Source organism: Pseudooctadecabacter sp. (assembly GCF_020627745.1).
GTDB lineage: Bacteria > Pseudomonadota > Alphaproteobacteria > Rhodobacterales > Rhodobacteraceae > Octadecabacter.
Genome location: NZ_JAHDGE010000007.1, coordinates 38,619 through 52,574 on the forward strand (window position 1 = coordinate 38,619; position 13,956 = coordinate 52,574).

Below are 13,956 nucleotides of genomic sequence, written 5' to 3' on the forward strand. Positions count from 1 at the left end.
ATTGCATCCCAACCGTTAAGGTTCCGTGATCAGACGCTATTGGGTCGGTGCGTTCGCGTTGCGACCGGCAATGATCACGCTGATCGAATATGCGGTCTGCGGATCCAGCCCCGCCATAATCGCGGCAGATGCCTCGGGTTGCATCCGGACCAGAAAACCGGAGGCAAATTCCGGTGCCATCTGTTCAAACAGATTGGCCGCATCCGCCGGTTTCATGCTTTCGTAGACGGCGGTCAGCCGTGAGATATCGCTGTCATTCGCCGTTTCGGACAGGGACAAGGCCGCCAGAAGGGACTCCTCTGCGGCTTGAAGGTCAGCCAGCCGTCTGGTGATCTCCTCATCTGCAGCGGCAAGAGCGCGTAATTTGTCTTCGAGTGCGGTTTCACGTTCCGCGACACGGGCCTCCCGTGCTGCCAGCGCTGCGAGGATCGGATCGAGACCGGTTGCGGGTGGGTCCTCCTCCGGTTCTGTCTGCACCGCCTGTGCGATAGCCAAAGCGGGGCCCAACCCCATGGCCACGCGGACCGCGCCGGACACCAGCAAGAGGGTTGCAACCACAAGCAAGACATGTTTCTGACGATACCTGAACACGCTTAAAGGGCCCCTTCCGCAGCCGCTGGCTGGCGGACGAAGAACGGATCAATCTGCGGATCGGTTGGCAGGGTCTCGGGCAGGTCGTGCAAGGACGCCATCAAAAGCTCCAGCCGTTTTGCCGCCGCCTGCGCCGATCTGGTTTCCGCAGCCAGGCCGTTTGCCGACGCCAAAGACGCGGCTTCCGCGTTCCTCAGGGCCTGTGAAAGGTCGTCAACCTGTACCGATAGAATCGCAATCGCGCCGCCGACACCCTTTTCAAGGTCCGTAAACCGGCGCAGCCTCTGTGACAGGATAAAACAATACAGGGTCGCCGAAAGGGCCCCCGAAATCAGTAAGATATCCGCGATAAACGCCATAGCTGTCCCTTTCTAGTTCAACACAAATTCCATGATCAGAATGTCCTTCACCCGACCCTCGCCGGCGACAACCTGAACCCGCCGCAGCATCTGCGCCCTCAGCCGCACCAATGCGGTCGGATCTTCGAGTTCGGACAGGCGCACCGCCCTGAGATAGCCATTCAGGACATCCACGATACGGGGCATGATGGCATCGACGTCATCGCTATAGACCGGATCAACCTCGAGTTCGGCGGTAAACAAAAGATGTTCGGCATCGGCGGAGTCCGGCAGGTTAATGACCAGTGTTTCCATCGGGAGGAATTTCGGATTGCCCAGGTCCATTGGTTCCTCAACCTCGGCAATCTGGTCGCCCTCCGAATCGCCGGACAGCAGCCCCATCTGAACGGCCGCAAACCCACCGCCGCCGCCCAGCAATGCCAGCACTACGCCTAGAACCAAGGGCATTTTCGACCGTTTCCGGGCCGGTTTTTCCCCTGAACCATCTTCTGTGATCACGTCTTCGGACATGGCGACCCCTTTTCATCACTGCACCGTGCTTAACCGCAAAGGCACTAACCGATTGTTAAGGCTGCGCGGACTATTGAGGACGCATCGGAAGAATCCGAATATTGAGGGAGAACCCGTTTGAGCAATCTGAATTCCGTCTGGTCCAACATGGATATGCGTCGCAAGGCGTTTGTCGTGGCGGCGACAGTTGCAATGTTTGCGGCTGTGTTGTTTCTGGCACGCGGCACATCGGGTGGCGCGCAGTCCCTTCTCTATGCCGGGCTGGACTCTGCGACAGCCGGCGATGTTGTAACAGCGCTGGATCAACGTGGAATTGTCTACGAAATCCGGGGCGATTCCATCTTTGTGCCCGCCGCGGATCGTGACCGGCTGCGCATGTCCTTGGCGGGCGAAGGCCTGCCTGCGAACAGCTCTCAAGGGTATGAACTGCTGGATACATTGTCGGGGTTCGGGACGACGTCGCAGATGTTTGATGCCGCCTACTGGCGCGCCAAGGAGGGTGAACTGGCGCGGACAATGCTGGCAAGCCCCCACATTCGTGCCGCGCGTGTGCATATTTCTGCAAACACCGCGCAGCCCTTCCGGAGGGAACAGACCCCGACGGCAGCCGTGACCGTGACAACGCTCAACGGATCACTTGATGCGGCGCAGGCCGATGCGCTTAGGTTTCTGGTTGCCTCCGCCGTGCCCGGACTGGCCCCCCGTGACGTGGCGGTGATTGATGGTGTTGGCGGCCTTGTTGCAGGGGTCGATGACAGCGGGACAGCGCAGAATGCCATGGACCGGTCGGGTGAGATACGTGCACGGGTTGAACGCCTGCTGGCCGCGCGGGTGGGTCCTGGCAATGCCGTGATCGAGGTCAGCGTCGACACGGTGACCGAAACGGAATCCATCATTGAACGCCGCTTCGATCCTGAAACGCGCGTGGCGATCAGCACTGAAATTCAGGAATCGACCGCCTCATCCCAAGGGCGCGCCAACGGGGATGTTACAGTGGCCTCCAACCTTCCCGACGGCGACGCCGCGGCGGAGGCTGGCCAGCAATCCAACGAAAACTCCGAAACCAGATCGGTGACCAATTTTGAAGTGTCGGAAACCCAACGCGAAATTCTCAAGGCACCGGGGGCGATCAAACGCGTCAGCGTCGCAGTCTTGGTAAATGATATGGAGACGGCACAAGCGGACGGCACACTGGTAAGGACGCCCCGGTCGGCTGAAGAGCTTGAGGATTTGCGTGTTCTGGTCGCATCGGCAATCGGATTTGACCCTGAACGAGGCGATGAAATTACGATCCGGTCAATGACTTTCGAGGCGATCCCCGAGTTGGGAACGCCCGCCACGGCCGCCATGGTTGAACCACAACCCCTTGATGTCATGCGGTTGATCCAATCTGGCGTCTTGGCCCTTGTGGCCTTGATCCTCGGTTTGTTCGTTGTGCGCCCTATCCTAATGTCGTCGCGCCAGTCGCCTCCGATGCTGGATGACAGCGGCAGGGCAGCCGGGCTGACAATGATTCCACAGGACGGGTCAATCCTCGAAGGTGTGGCGCGCAGCGGGACGGGGCCACAGGAGAATGGCGAACGCACCAATAGTGAAATCGCTGGGCAAGCCGCCGACGATCCGGTTGGTCGTTTGCGCGATCTGATCGAAGACCGCCGGGATGAGGCTATTCAGGTTCTTCAGGGCTGGATTGACGATCCGAAATCCGGAGCGACGAAATGAGTGCGGTCTATCTGGAAAGCTTTGATGGACCAGAACAGACGGAACGGGTTCTGAGCGCCGATTACAAGCGCGGCTTCGCCGATGCCACCGAAGCCGCCGAGGCGTCACACGCGGCCCGGATCGCGGAGGCCGCACAAGAGGTATCGACCACTCTGAAAGATATGACATTCGGATTTGAGGAAGCACGCCACTTTATGGAGGGCCGAATGGCGCCAGTGCTGGGACAGGTTGCTGAATTGATTGTGCCGGACATCTTGCAGGCCACATTTCGCCTCCACCTCATACAGACGCTTGATCACGTGGTGAAAACCGATGTGGCCCGACCCGTTCTTGTGGCTGTCCACCCGGATGTGGTGACGCTGCTTCAGGACGCGGGGCCGGAGATGCCGCCGCAGGTCCAACTGGTTGCGGACGCATCTTTGAAAGCGGGACAGGCCGTGATTGCCGATGATGGTGAATCAACGCTTCTTGATCTGGCGTCCCTGTCAGAGGCGTTGACAGCAGCGCTGACGGCGATTGAAACAAATGAACGGAGAAAAATCCATGGATGATCCACAGCCCCAGCGCCACCCTCTGCGCAACATACCGGTTGAATTGACAGTGTCGGTCGGCAGGGCCCGCCCCCTGGTTAAGGACCTCCTTGAACTTGGCGAAAACGCCATTCTTCCTCTGGACAAGAGGGTCGACGACCCTGTCGACTTGTTCGTCAGCGGTCGTTTGATCGCGCGCGGTCAACTGGAACAGCTGGACGGGGATGACAGCGGGCAGCTGGCTGTTCGCCTGACAGAAGTTGTCTCCAACGTCAGCCATGAATAAGGTCGCTGTCGCCGCCTGGTCCGCGGGCTTCGTCATGGTTGCGGGCCCTGTTCTGGCCCAGAATGTCTCTATAGATTTTGCGGACGATGGGTCACTGGCGACCCGGTCGATCCAGTTGTTCGTCCTGATAACCTTGCTGAGCATCGTGCCCGGCCTCGCCATCATGATCACCTGTTTTCCATTTATGGTGACTGTCCTGTCCATCCTGCGGCAAGGCATCGGGCTGCAACAGTCTCCTCCGAATATGCTGATCGTCAGCCTGGCATTGTTCCTGACCTACTTCGTGATGGAGCCTGTCTTCCAAACGGCGTGGGCCAATGGTGTCGATCCACTGCTTAACGATGGACTTTCTGTGGAGGACGCATTTGTCCGCGTGATGCAGCCTTTTCGCGTCTTCATGTCGGCGCGGATTTCACCGGAAACATTTGAAAGCCTCGCCGCCCTGCGCCCGGGTGTGACGCTCGACCAGCCGGTTGAAGATGCATCTTTATCGCTGCTGATACCGTCGTTTCTTCTCAGCGAGATCGAACGGGCCTTTCAGATCGGGTTTCTGGTGTTTTTGCCATTCCTGATTATTGATCTGGTCGTGGCTGCTGTTCTGATGTCGATGGGCATGATGATGGTCCCCCCTGCTATTGTTTCTCTTCCGTTCAAGCTGGCCTTCTTCGTCGTCGCAGATGGGTGGAGCCTTATTGCAGGCAGTCTGGTCAGAAGTTACTTCTGATCCGCCCCCTAGCGCACGACGAATTCTGCGTGCAGGGCCCCCGCAGCTTTTATGCTTTTGAGAATGTCGATCATATCTCGTGGTGAGACACCTAGAGCGTTCAGGCCTGCGACGACCTCTGACAGGGATGTCCCCTCCTGAATTTCGGCAAGACCGATACCGGGTTCCTCCTCGATTGCGGCATTGGTATTGGGCACCACGATCGTCTGGCCGTCAGAGAACGGGTTGGGTTGAACCACGAGCGGGGCCTCCTCAATTCGTAGGGTCAAGTTCCCCTGAGAGACCGCGACCCGCGATATGCGCACGTCATCGCCCATGACAATCGTGCCTGATCGCTGATCCACAACGACACGGGCACGGCGTTCGGGTTCGACCAGAATATTCTCAACCCGCACGAGAGCATGTGCCGGTGAAATCGCACGGGTGGCGGCGATGTCCAGCCGGACCGTCCCGGAGTCGAGCATAACAGCGACCCCGCGTCCGAAAACGGAATTGATCGCGGCTTCGATCCGCGCTGCAGTGGTAAAATCAGGGGATCTGAGTGCCAGACGGATCACCTCCAATTCGGCAAACTCAAATGCGACCTCGCGTTCTACAGTGGCACCGGACGGAATGACGCCAGCCGTTGGCACCCCCTGCACCACGCCGCCGCCGTCACCTTCGGCAGAGACGCCTCCGGCAATAATTGTGCCTTGCGCCACGGCATAAATCTCCCCGTCGGCAGCATTCAAGGGGGTCATGATCAACGTGCCGCCAAGCAGGCTGTCCGCGTCACCGATGGCAGAGATCGTCACGTCGATCGACCCTCCTGTCCGGGCAAACGGGGGCAGCTCCGCGGTTACGAGGACTGCAGCAACATTGTTCGGACGAAATTGTTCACCGGTCACATTCACACCGAGACGTTCCAGAATATTGCTCATGATTTCTTCGGTGAACGGCGAATTGCGCAGACCGTCCCCTGTGCCATTAAGGCCGACCACCAAGCCGTATCCGACAAGATCGTTTGATCTGACGCCGTCAAATTCGACCAGATCCTTGATCCGGATCGGTGTCGCGCTTGCGACAGTTTGAACAAGGATGAGCGCCAGGGCGAGGAACAATCTGATCAACGCAAATACTCCGTAAGGGTGAGGCGCGACAGGCGCGCGGTGAGAGCGTAATGGGTTTCAAGTTGCACCTGCAGCGCATCCAGTTGTGTCGCAGTTTCAAACGGGTCTGCCGAAACCATGTCGTTTCGGGCCATTCCGAATGATGTTTTTTGGGTCGCGATGCGAACCGCAGCGTCCTGCACCTGCCCCTCTAGATGGCCCAAACGTGATTGAACCCCTGCAAGGGACGATGACACCGACAAGAGGTTTACCCCCGCCGATTTCTGCAAATCCTGAGCCGCCGCCTGCGTCAGCCCCATGGTCGGATCACCCGCAAGTGCGCCCTTGGCCAACGATTTCAGAAGGTCGCGGATCATCTGGTCGTCGGCCCGGAACTCGATCGAGATGTCCTGCGTCTGGTCCGCAGGGCGGGTCATGAAACCCGTTGGATCGCCTTGATAGGCCAGGGTTTCAAAGCCGCCGCCGGGGGTGTCAAACCACGCATCGACGGCTGCCGCGACATCGGTTGCAGAAGTTGCGCCCAGCGCAGTCGCTTTGATATCGGCAAGCATATCCGAGGCGTCGGCAAGCGCAGGACCTGTGACAGCGTTTCCGGCAAACAGTGATTGGTCACCCCATCTTGTATTGAGGGCTTCAAAGGTTGCCTCGAAACCCAGTCGTGCAATACGACCTGTTTCTTCAAGCTGGGAAGGCGTGCTGGCTTCGTTGATGGCGAGCATGGCACTGCTTGATGCCTGCCTTTGATCTTCGAGAGTGCCAAGAACAGTCTGCATCGCTGCCAAAGTCTGTCCGGTGCTGGTGTTGGCAGACGCGTAGCTGCCCAGAAGGGAAAGTTGGCGATCAAGGCTCGTCAAAACGATTTGGTCCGGACCCAGATGTTCGACGATATCTTCTTTTCGTCCTGTGGTCATTTCCTGAACCAGAGTATCAAGCTGCGATTTCAAGCGCGAACTTGTTTGGCTGAGCTGAAAATGTTGGCGCATGTCGCCGATGCCGGAAAAACTCATATCCTAAATCTCCATCAGGCGTTGCATCAGGGAATTAACCGTCTGGATGACTCGCGCATTGGCGGCATAGGCCTGTTCGATGCGCAAAAGCATCTGCATCTCGAGATCGGTGTCGACACCATCAGCGGCTTCGGCTTCTTTCAGGGATGTCCAGCGCGCCGTGTCAAAGCTCAATTCGGTTTCATACGTCAGACGTTGTTGGCCGATATCGGCCTGCAGGTGGGCACTTCGCGCGGCTGCGCTGCGCAAAACCGGATCGCCCGGGCTGGCCTTCGGCGCAGACAGGGCGTCAGCGAGGGCGGTCAGGAATGACGCCGATCCTGCGGGACCGGATACCGTGGCATTGGCGCCGTCGCGCAAATTGGTCAGGGTGCCACCTTGAGCCGGGTCAACTGCAGCGTTCAGGCTGATGCGCGACGCGAGACCGGTCGTATTTGCAGGATCGAACGAGGACCCTGCGTCGGTCAGGATGCCGGGCGATCCCGGACCCGCTGTCGGATCGACAGACGTGTCTTCAAAGCGTGACATCAGATCGCCGGCCAGATCGTCAATTCCGGCTTGGGCCTGAACAAGTGTTTCGTCCCGTGCGGCAAAGGTGGCACCCAACGTGCCGCCCGACATCCGCCCGGTTTCATCCGTCGCCAGTGGCGAGCCGTCAACTGTCAGGCCGGACAGCGCCCCGCTGGCCAGTGTCATGTCTGCTGTAATCACAACGTTCGGGGTAAATTCAAACGTCTTGGCCGGTCCGTCAATTAACATCTGTCCTTGGGGGGTCATCAGGCCGATGCGGCCATTCTCACGTCGCAATTCACGGACAGGTACGATTTCGGCGATCGTATCAACCACTCTTTGTCTGGCATCCAGAAGGCCAGACGGATCGCCGCCGCTGTTGATGGAATAGGCGATGTCACCGTTAAGCTGTTCAAGCTGTTGCAAGGATGCGTTGAGCGTTTCGACCTGCTGCGCGATGGACGCATCCGCACGTTCACGTTCGGTCTGAATCTGTCGTGACGCGTCATTCAATCCTGACGCCAGTTCGCTGAAACGATCCCGTACCGCGGTCAGGCGCACTGTTGACGACGGATCGGTTGCGGCGTCGACCAATGCCGTCTCAACAGCCACGATCCTTGAGGAGAGGCCGCCCGCTTCGCCTGCCTGACCGACGATATCCTGCAAGGTCGTCAGCGTTGAAACCATGGCAGAATTTGATCCGATCCCTGCATCCGCCAGTCGACGGTCTGCGAGGATGCCCTGATCAACATGCCGGATGACATTGCCAACCTCGACCCCTGCCCCCCGTCCCCCGACGACCGCTGCGGACAGATTGACCGAACGTCTGCCATATCCCTCCGTCAGCGCATTTGACACATTTGACGAGACCACCTCCGCCATTCGGGCGGAGGCTGTCAGGCCGGACAGGGCGTTGGACAGGGAATGGGTTATGCTCATGTCATGTGGCTTTCATTAACGTTTGATGTTGGTCGTTTCCTGAAGCATCTCGTCCACGGTCTGGATGACCTTGGCGTTGGATGAATAGGCGCGTTGGGTCTGGATCAGCTGGGTCAGTTCACCGGCGACATCGGTCGCGGATTCTTCGCGGGCAAAACTGACGATATCACCGGTGGGGCCGCCGCCCGCATCCCAGAGATAGAAGTCGCCGCTGTCGGTTGTAACCGAATAGGTTTGGCGATCTTGGGTCAGAAGGCCATTGGTGTTTTGAACGCTGACAAGCGGAACCTGATAGATCGTGCGGGACAATCCGTTGTCGAAAAAGGCGTGAACATATCCGTTTGCATCGACCTCGATCGAGGTCATGGTCCCGACCGAGGACCCGTCCTTGCTGATGGATACGGGCGCAAAGTCGTCGGACAACTGGGTCAGGCCGCCCGGCTCCCCTATCTGGCCGATACCGATGGTAATGTCGCCGCTGGCGACGGTCACGCCCACGGTCCCCTCAGCCGGATCATAGGGCGTACCGGTCGTGTCCGTGACTGACAAAAGGCGCCCCCCCAGACCGGGGGCATCATCAAATTCCAAGGTATATTCACCGACGACAGCGCCGCCGCTGTTGCTGTCCTCAATCAGCATTGTCCAGGTGTTGGAGGCGCCGGTTCCGGGCACCGTGGGCGAAAAGCTGATCGACAGATCGCCTGAAATTCCCAGATTGTCGAAATATTCGACCGAGAGGACTTCGGTATCGCCGGATGCACCCGCGATCGTGCCGGTTGCCGGCAGGTTCACGGCCAGATCGACGCGGGTCGTCGGATCGGCGATAAACTGGTTCGCATTGACCTGTATCGGTTCCAGGCCGCCCGTACTTTCACGCGGGAAGGGCGGAATGGTCCCGTCGGAATTAGCAGGCCACCCCAACAGCGCAAGACCGCTCGACGTGGTCAGAAACCCGTCCGCGTCAGGACGGAATGACCCCGTTGTGGTCATCTGGAAGGGCAGATCACTGACGCCTGCCCCGATAGCGGAGGTTTGTGTCACAGGCAGCATCCCCTGCCCCCGCACAGCAAGATCGGTGGGGTTTGTTGTGGACACCAGTGGTCCGCGTTCGTCAATCAGGCGACTGGACGTGACGCGAACACCACCTGCGGCGTACCGGCCCTGCCCACTGTCAATCACCATGGAATGAAAGTCGGTCACCGCACGTTTGTACCCGTATGTGGCGGAATTCGCGATATTGTCGGAAATTGTCGCAAGGCGGCTCGCATTCGAGGCGAGACCTGCCACGCTGGCATTAAGGGAAGAAGAAATCGTCATGAGACTTGGCCTTTCTGTCGCAAGGAGTGACGGACTTGCCCCCTGCCTACAGATCAGCCCTTAATGGCGGCCTAATACCTAAAATAGTTTCTAATTTTCGCCACGATGGACCCGCAGCAATGTGATCTCGATCCGGTCGTTCCGGACCGACAGGGCATCCTGTGCGGCAAGATCGCGATCTGCGTGACCTGTCAGACGTGCTATCCGCGCGCCGTCAAATCCATTTTGCAAAAGCAGATCACGAACGGCGAACGCCCTGCCGCTGGAAATATCCCAGATCGGATGATCGACGACCACGATCGGCAAGGCCCGGGTGTGGCCCTCGATGGCGACGGGATTGGTGACAGTGTCGAAAACATCGGCAAAGACGGCCGACAGGTCCACCAGAAGAGGGGCGGGTTCGGTCCCGTTGCCAACAAAAAGCGGGGCATTTTCACGGGCGAAAACCTCAATCACCAGACCTTCGTCCGTCAGGCGGGTGATGACATGGCGCAACGCCTCCTGCTGGATCAGGCTTTCGCCACCTATCCCGAGAAGCTGGGCTTCGACCGATTCAAGAACTGCCACTTCGGCTGCGGCAAGTTCCGATGCAGTCGGGGACCCGTCAAATGGGGTCCCTCCGGTGTCGCCATTGCCATCCTGCATCGCGCTGTCATCGCTGATGGTATTGGTGCCCCCAAAAAGGCCATCGCCGCCGCCCGAAACCCGATTGATCGCAATGGTCGGAGAAAAGTAGTCGGCGATGCCTTTGCGTTGTTGTTCCGTCGTCGCATTGAGAAGCCACATCAGCAGAAAAAACGCCATCATCGCCGTCACGAAATCGGCATAGGCGACCTTCCATGCACCGCCATGATGGCCGCCACCGACGACTTTTTTCTTTCGTTTGATGATGATGGGCGCGTTCGAACGGTCTGACATGATCCACCTTAAGGCATTTCGCCCCAAGGTAGTGCCGTCACTTTACGGGCCTGTGGTCAAATTGGGGCGCGCTTATGAAGAACGCTTAAAATACATTTCATCAGGGCCGCAAAATTCGATCAGGTCGTAGCCGTTCTTATCCATGATCGTCTTGATCTCCGGCGTGCCGGTGTTGTTTTCGATCGCCCAGATTTTCACGTCATGATCCGCGAAGGGAAAAGATTTGAGGCATGCAAGTTCGCCGCCTTCGATGTCCAGAGAGATGAAATCAGGATTCTCAAGGCCGGTGTCTTTCAGGATGCCGGACAACGTCTGGGTTTTGACCTTCAGTGTGGTTTCCTTGTGCCGTTTGTCCTTTCGCACCGTCCCGAGAAGTTTTTTGTCATAGGTGGCGGCAAGGCCGCTCATCTGGGTGTAGCCTTCGGTGATTTCGATGAAATCCGCCTCACCTTCTTCGGCGGCAACAGCAAGGCCAAGGCAGGGGCACCGCCGCACGGTTTCTGCCTTTTCAAGCTGCGCGGGCACCGGTTCAACCAGCGCACCGGTCCAGCCGCGATGGGTTTCCAGATAGAAGGTATTGGATCCGGTGGTGCCGTCATACCCGCCCACATCCACAAACGTTCCGCCGCGTTTTCCCTTCATTACGCGATCAACGACCAGATCCTGACCGGCCTGGGATGTGTAGGCATAAGCCGGTGACAGCATCCGGCGCACGTCGTGCAGGCGGCGCACCACCGGGCCGCGTTTGCGCGTCGTGTCCTGTTCCAGCTTCTGCGCCAGACGACGGGCTTCGCCTTGCAGGATCTTCTGCGCTTCTTTCAGTGAATCTTTCATGTCTCGACCCCGTGATCGCTATAGGATTTCTCTTCGATCAGGGCGGACCCCAACAGCAGATTGATCTTCTTTTTGACGTCGGCGCGACGGTCGTTGGTGATGTAAACGGCGCGGGCCAGACGGATGAACGTCTCTCCGAAATCTTTTGCCTTTTCGCAATCGCGAATGTCATCCTCAATCACCCAAAGGTCCGCATTGATGCGGTAAAGGTCTTCCCACAGGGCCTCAAGATCAGCACTGGCGGGAATGTGCGCCGTTGCGGTCGCCATCAGCGCGTCCTTTTCGACGCGGACATTGGCGACCTTGGCCGGATCGTCGATGCGTTCCTCTTTCAGGCGCAGAATGGTGAGTTTGTCGATCAATTCCCCCGGTGCGGTGGGCACAAGAATGTGGTCAGCCATGAACGGATACCTTTTCGGCAAGGGCGGCGGTGGCGGCGTCAAAGGCAGACGCCCAGTCTTGCGGTGCCGCCTGACGGAACAACCGCATCGAGGGATACCACGGTGTGGTGTCCCCGTGGTGACGATAGACCCAGAAAGCGTCCCAATGAAGCATGACCCACGTCGGAACGCCCAAGGATCCGGCGATATGGGCGGTGGCTGTATCGGAGGTGATAATCAGATCCATCTCCATCATCGTTGCGGCGCAATCGGCGAAATCGCGATCGGTGCTGGCCGAGTCGATGATCAGCGCGGCAGTGCCGTCATTTTGATAGGCCTCAAGATACGGGCCCTTATAAAGGGAAAAGAGCTGAACGTTGGGCAACCCTGCCATCGGGATAAACTCGCGGTGGGTGAAGGACCGAAAGGTGTTGCCTTTGTAGGTCGCGGACCCGGACCAGACGACGCCGACCTTGAACATGTCCTTGTGCTGCGCGGTCAGAACCTTGGCGCGATCCACCGCATCGTCGGGAATGGACAATGTCGAAGGCGGCGGGATATCCCCGCGTTCCTCCGCCCCGTATACAAGTTTGGGCAGGTCCATCAGGCTGACCCACAGATCAACCGGATCGGTCGGACGGGCCGCTGACCCGATCCAGTCAATCCCCTCAAGACCCTCCAAAAGCCGGATCAACGGTTTTTTAGCGACGACCCGCACCTTTGCCCCCATGGCCGCCACCAAGGGAACAAACCGCGACATCAGGATCATGTCACCAAATCCCTGTTCGGGCATGACCAACACAGTCTTTCCTGCGACCTCCATACCGTCTTCCCACTTCGGGAATGGCAGTTTCGGGGGCCGCAATTCGTCACTGTTCCAACGCGCGTCATAAGTTCGGAATGCCGCACCATAGTGACCCGCACCAAGTTGCGCGAAGGCCAGCTGAAGCGCGATTTCCGTCTCTGCCGGGTGCTCTGCCACTTGGGGCGTCAGATAGGCGATCGCTTCATCATAGCGGCCCATGCCCCGATAACAGCGACCGATCATCGCATGGTGCATCAGATGGGATGGGTCTTTCGCCAAAGACGCCTGTCGCAGGTCTATCGACTTTTCGTACTCCCCCAGATCAGACAGGATGTTTGCGTAATTGTTCAGAACGCCTGTGTCGTCCGGCGCCAACGCATAGGCGCGAGACTGCGCCACCCGCGCTTTGTCATGCTGGCCCGACGTGCGGAACAGCGCGCCAAGGTTCGTCCAGATGCCGGCATCATTGGGATATCGTGCAAGGTAGCGGGTGTACCCCTCCAGCGCCTGATCCATCCGACCGGCCTGATGGGCGTTGACAGACTGCGCACGCAAAGACGCACGGGGGTCCTTTTGCATGACCTATTCCTTGGACCGCTTGCGAGAAACCGGCTTTAGCAGGGTTTCGGGCCGCCGCTCCTCAGCTGCTTCGAACAGGCTGAACGTCTGGTTCACGTAATTGACCGCCCCCGAAATCATATCCATGTAGTCCGTCAGTTCCGGCGTGACCTCTGTTTCGGTCAGGACCACGGGACGGTCGGGGGAAACAGTCTCGAACGCGGCATAAAACAACGGATCACCGCGTTTAAGTTTGATGGGCTTGTCAGGTTCATGCCATTCGAACGCCCACATCAACGGACGCGGCCAGACATTGATCGGGAAGCGTCCGCCAAAGATCGTGCCAGGCCACGGGTCACGGTTGTAGTGCATGAACGGGCTGACCTGGCTCATGTAGACCGGCTCATCCGATATAAAGACATACGGCAGAGACAGCTGTATCGTGGGCACCCCCTTGGTGCGCCATTCAACCTCATTCGTCAGGTGCAGCTTGTCGCCCAGCTTACTGCCCCGAATGGCGGACTTTGACCCTGCAAGATTGCGCAAAACGCCCTTGCCGTCCTTGTCGCGTGCAAAACCGACGTGGATGTCGAACGGGCATTTCACCATGAAATACCGGCTTTCCATATTGATCACCGCAGGGCAGCGGGACGCGGATTTCGCATGTTCGCGGTTCACATCCACAGACCGGACACGTTCAGGCGCGTCATAGATAATGCTGCCCTTGTTGTCGTTCAGAAACCAGCCGACCTGAACCGGGCCACGGCCCGACGGCGTATCTTGCGTGTTTTCAAAGGATACCGACAGGCGCATGGCCTCTCTCCAATACTGCTTATGTTTTTGGCGATAGAATCTGA

At 58.4% G+C, this 13,956-nt stretch carries 16 protein-coding genes; 4 read left to right on the top strand and 12 right to left on the bottom strand.

Annotated elements, in window-relative coordinates; genetic code table 11:
• Nucleotides 1-36: 36 nt before the first annotated feature.
• The 3 genes from QZ653_RS05180 to fliL are packed head-to-tail and all read right to left on the bottom strand — an operon-like array spanning nucleotide 37 to nucleotide 1,460.
• A complete protein-coding gene (locus QZ653_RS05180; RefSeq protein ID WP_296418394.1) occupies nucleotides 37-558 on the bottom strand; it encodes a MotE family protein in 522 nt (173 codons plus the stop codon).
• Between the two features lie 35 nt (nucleotides 559-593).
• Nucleotides 594-950 carry a hypothetical protein gene (locus QZ653_RS05185; RefSeq protein WP_296418241.1) on the bottom strand — a complete coding sequence of 119 codons (357 nt, stop codon included), beginning with the start codon at nucleotides 948-950 and terminating at the stop codon, nucleotides 594-596.
• Between the two features lie 12 nt (nucleotides 951-962).
• Nucleotides 963-1,460 (bottom strand): flagellar basal body-associated protein FliL, encoded by a 498-nt coding sequence (gene fliL, locus QZ653_RS05190; RefSeq protein WP_296418244.1) that lies wholly within the window; start codon nucleotides 1,458-1,460, stop codon nucleotides 963-965.
• 117 nt (nucleotides 1,461-1,577) lie between these two features.
• On the opposite strand from fliL, the gene fliF reads away from it, so the two are divergent.
• From fliF to fliP, 4 genes are read left to right on the top strand one after another with little or no spacing between them, the layout of a single operon-like run.
• Entirely contained in the window at nucleotides 1,578-3,182 is a 1,605-nt protein-coding gene (gene fliF, locus QZ653_RS05195) for a flagellar basal-body MS-ring/collar protein FliF (protein ID WP_296418246.1), read from the top strand.
• Entirely contained in the window at nucleotides 3,179-3,733 is a 555-nt protein-coding gene (locus QZ653_RS05200) for a hypothetical protein (RefSeq protein WP_296418247.1), read from the top strand. The genes fliF and QZ653_RS05200 overlap by 4 nt, the downstream gene beginning before the upstream one ends.
• Nucleotides 3,726-3,998: a FliM/FliN family flagellar motor switch protein gene (locus tag QZ653_RS05205; protein WP_296418249.1), complete on the top strand. Its 273-nt coding sequence runs from the start codon at nucleotides 3,726-3,728 to the stop codon at nucleotides 3,996-3,998. The genes QZ653_RS05200 and QZ653_RS05205 overlap by 8 nt, the downstream gene beginning before the upstream one ends.
• Nucleotides 3,991-4,722, top strand: coding sequence for a flagellar type III secretion system pore protein FliP (gene fliP, locus QZ653_RS05210; protein WP_296418251.1), 732 nt, complete (start codon nucleotides 3,991-3,993; stop codon nucleotides 4,720-4,722). Before QZ653_RS05205 ends, fliP begins: the two co-directional genes overlap by 8 nt.
• 8 nt (nucleotides 4,723-4,730) lie before the next feature.
• Here the strand turns inward: fliP and QZ653_RS05215 are convergent, their stop codons facing one another.
• From QZ653_RS05215 to QZ653_RS05255, 9 genes are all read right to left on the bottom strand, one after another.
• Nucleotides 4,731-5,828, bottom strand: a complete 1,098-nt coding sequence (locus QZ653_RS05215) for a flagellar basal body P-ring protein FlgI (protein ID WP_296418395.1) — start codon at nucleotides 5,826-5,828, stop codon at nucleotides 4,731-4,733.
• On the bottom strand, nucleotides 5,828-6,742 hold the full coding sequence (locus QZ653_RS05220) for a flagellin (RefSeq protein WP_296418253.1): 915 nt from the start codon (nucleotides 6,740-6,742) through the stop codon (nucleotides 5,828-5,830). The genes QZ653_RS05215 and QZ653_RS05220 overlap by 1 nt, the downstream gene beginning before the upstream one ends.
• Before the next feature lie 99 nt (nucleotides 6,743-6,841).
• Nucleotides 6,842-8,287 (bottom strand): flagellar hook-associated protein FlgK, encoded by a 1,446-nt coding sequence (flgK, locus tag QZ653_RS05225; RefSeq protein WP_296418255.1) that lies wholly within the window; start codon nucleotides 8,285-8,287, stop codon nucleotides 6,842-6,844.
• A 15-nt stretch (nucleotides 8,288-8,302) separates the two neighbouring features.
• Complete coding sequence (locus tag QZ653_RS05230) at nucleotides 8,303-9,604, bottom strand: flagellar hook protein FlgE (protein ID WP_296418257.1); 1,302 nt, start codon at nucleotides 9,602-9,604, stop codon at nucleotides 8,303-8,305.
• Nucleotides 9,605-9,694: 90 nt separating this feature from the next.
• Entirely contained in the window at nucleotides 9,695-10,522 is an 828-nt protein-coding gene (locus QZ653_RS05235) for a flagellar motor protein MotB (protein WP_296418258.1), read from the bottom strand.
• A gap of 72 nt (nucleotides 10,523-10,594) precedes the next feature.
• On the bottom strand, nucleotides 10,595-11,356 hold the full coding sequence (locus tag QZ653_RS05240) for an FkbM family methyltransferase (protein WP_296418260.1): 762 nt from the start codon (nucleotides 11,354-11,356) through the stop codon (nucleotides 10,595-10,597).
• Nucleotides 11,353-11,757 (bottom strand): DUF6165 family protein, encoded by a 405-nt coding sequence (locus QZ653_RS05245; RefSeq protein WP_296418262.1) that lies wholly within the window; start codon nucleotides 11,755-11,757, stop codon nucleotides 11,353-11,355. Before QZ653_RS05245 ends, QZ653_RS05240 begins: the two co-directional genes overlap by 4 nt.
• Nucleotides 11,750-13,120: a tetratricopeptide repeat-containing glycosyltransferase family protein gene (locus QZ653_RS05250; RefSeq protein ID WP_296418264.1), complete on the bottom strand. Its 1,371-nt coding sequence runs from the start codon at nucleotides 13,118-13,120 to the stop codon at nucleotides 11,750-11,752. Before QZ653_RS05250 ends, QZ653_RS05245 begins: the two co-directional genes overlap by 8 nt.
• Nucleotides 13,121-13,123: 3 nt before the next feature.
• Complete coding sequence (locus QZ653_RS05255; RefSeq protein WP_296418266.1) at nucleotides 13,124-13,912, bottom strand: hypothetical protein; 789 nt, start codon at nucleotides 13,910-13,912, stop codon at nucleotides 13,124-13,126.
• Between the last annotated feature and the right edge of the window lie 44 nt (nucleotides 13,913-13,956).